The organism is Clostridiales bacterium, from assembly GCA_030016385.1.
Classification (GTDB): domain Bacteria; phylum Bacillota; class Clostridia; order Clostridiales; family Oxobacteraceae; genus JASEJN01.
In genome coordinates this window covers 1-2,182 of record JASEJN010000118.1, presented here as the reverse complement: position 1 = coordinate 2,182, position 2,182 = coordinate 1, and the positions used below count along the sequence as shown (strand labels likewise).

Sequence of the window (2,182 nt, the reverse complement as noted above, 5' to 3'; positions counted from 1 at the left end):
CCGAGAACTTATCAAAACTCTCATAATGCTCATTCGTCGCTCAAAATAACATAATTCCATTTATGCCTGATTTCAAATTGCGAATTAAAGATAAATATACGGGGGTGTTGAATATGGTAACATACAGGTTAAAAGATGGCTCCGAGTGCATCATAAGAAAAGCTACCGTAAAGGATGCGGCAGAAATAGTCAAATATTCAAATACCGTTGGGGGAGAATCAGACTTTTTAAGTTATGGAAGAAATGAATTCGGTCATAACATAGATCAGGAAAAACAGATGATAAAAGAGTATAACGAGTCATTAAACCGTATCATATTGCTGGCACTTGTACATGGCGAGATTTCAGGGGTGCTTACATTTTGGGGAAATTGTAGAAAGAGGCTTGAGCACTGGGGGGAAATGGGTATAAGCGTTTTAAGGAAGTACTGGAATATAGGAGTCGGTACTACACTCATAAATTATTTTTTTGAATGGGCTGAATGCAATCATATTATAAAAAAGGTGGATCTTATGGTACGGGAAGATAATTACCATGCCATCATGCTTTACAAGAAAATGGGCTTTCAAATTGAAGGCAGAATAAGAATGGCGATGAAAAAGGACGGAAATTATTATGATTTTTTTTATATGGGGAAAATAATTGATTGAACTGGAAGGTATGAATAAAGTGGCACAAAAACGAATATCGTTTTTATACATATTATATGACGGACAGCAGTAAAATGCCTTTTGATTACTGGATGGGTACTGCAAACGGAGGTAATGGTATTAATTGGGTTAATTATCATAAAAAGAAATATAATAAATAAAATACAATATAGAGTATTATATTCGGTTATTAACTTTATGTAGAAGGTGGATTTAAAAGGTGAAAAGAATAAAGCTAATTTATTATATTTCTTTAGCGGTTTTTGTATTATGCGGAATATTGTTCGTAAATGTCAGCAGATACAGTAAGACGGCTGGAATTGTTGAAAACTTGAAGGATAAAACGATAATCTTTTACAGCTCCAATCATAAGAGAATATATTTGAATTCGCATAACATAAAGATAAATGACATGGAAATGCTGTGCCTGGAAGGCGTAAGTTATTTAAAAGAAGGGGGGCTAAATCCGTTTTTTTTAAGGATAACCGAGGGTTCGGATGATATTTTTACGCAATCATATTCATGCCTTAAAAAGAGCCTTAAAAAGGATATAAAATATGTATTGCTTGACATAAGCCGGGGACAGACAAAACATGGTGAAAGATATATGGCGGGGAAAAATGTATGCTGCCCCATATCTATTATCATTTCTAAAAAGTCCAAAAGTTCCAGCGACTCGCTGCTTTTTGCGGGCAGGATAAAGGCTGAAATCGACAGGAACTATAAGACATTGCCTGTACAAATAGTAACAGTTGACGATCAGGATTATAATCAGAGCATGGGTGCAATTGGTATGCTTATTGAAATAGGTGACGCTGCAAATACATTCGAAGAGGCAAAAGGTTCATTGAAAATTTTATCCAAGGCCATAATAGATGTTACGAACCAGTAAAAATAAGTTATGCATATTCAAAGAAATAATTAGTCCCATTTAACAAACAATATGGTCAATCATCTTTCTTACGATCTTTTTTGCTTTGAAATACGGAATACTGCATTTTGTTATGGCCTCCAGGACATATGGATTATAGCAACCTATTAAATCCAGAGTTTCATTTATTCCGGGATTGTAGTGCTTGCTTTTTTTCTTTCTGTACATATTTTTAAAAGTATTCTGGCGGTTTAAATGTTGTGTATATATTGCCGGATAATCATAATATAAGGGATATAAATAATACATGAATACCCTGCATGGAATTGAGCGTCTAACTGTGCAGCCACAGTTATATTTCATGCGGCTCGAATCATATCTCATAGTTTTTACCTTTCTTTTTTTAAAAACGGATTATAATTATATAATATGATACGAAAAATTATATGACATACTAATTTTGATTCGTCAAATATAAAATATGTACCTGTTTGAATGAACTTCAGGCTTGCAGTGCAGTATGAACTGTGATGATTTGAACGAAGCAATGAGCATTATGAAAGTTTAATTGATTGAAGGACATAATAACTTCAATTCGTAATTTGGAACCAGGCCCGGACATAAATAGGATTATGCTATTTTGAGCAACGAATGAGCATTA

Annotated in this window: 3 protein-coding genes; 2 read left to right on the top strand and 1 reads right to left on the bottom strand. The window is 33.8% G+C overall.

What is annotated here, in order from left to right:
- Positions 1 to 113 precede the first annotated feature (113 nt).
- Positions 114 to 650, top strand: coding sequence for a GNAT family N-acetyltransferase (locus QME45_14680; GenBank protein MDI6619872.1), 537 nt, complete (start codon positions 114 to 116; stop codon positions 648 to 650).
- A gap of 220 nt (positions 651 to 870) precedes the next feature.
- Positions 871 to 1,542 carry a stage II sporulation protein P gene (locus tag QME45_14675; GenBank protein MDI6619871.1) on the top strand — a complete coding sequence of 224 codons (672 nt, stop codon included), beginning with the start codon at positions 871 to 873 and terminating at the stop codon, positions 1,540 to 1,542.
- 39 nt (positions 1,543 to 1,581) lie between these two features.
- Here QME45_14675 and QME45_14670 read toward each other — a convergent pair whose 3' ends face one another.
- Entirely contained in the window at positions 1,582 to 1,905 is a 324-nt protein-coding gene (locus tag QME45_14670) for a hypothetical protein (protein MDI6619870.1), read from the bottom strand.
- Positions 1,906 to 2,182 lie beyond the last annotated feature (277 nt).

Coding starts and splice junctions, on each gene's coding strand:
- QME45_14680 (MDI6619872.1), top strand. CDS start 114: ATGGTAACATACAGGTTAAAAGATGGCTCCGAGTGCATCATAAGAAAA.
- QME45_14670 (MDI6619870.1), bottom strand. CDS start 1,905: ATGAGATATGATTCGAGCCGCATGAAATATAACTGTGGCTGCACAGTT.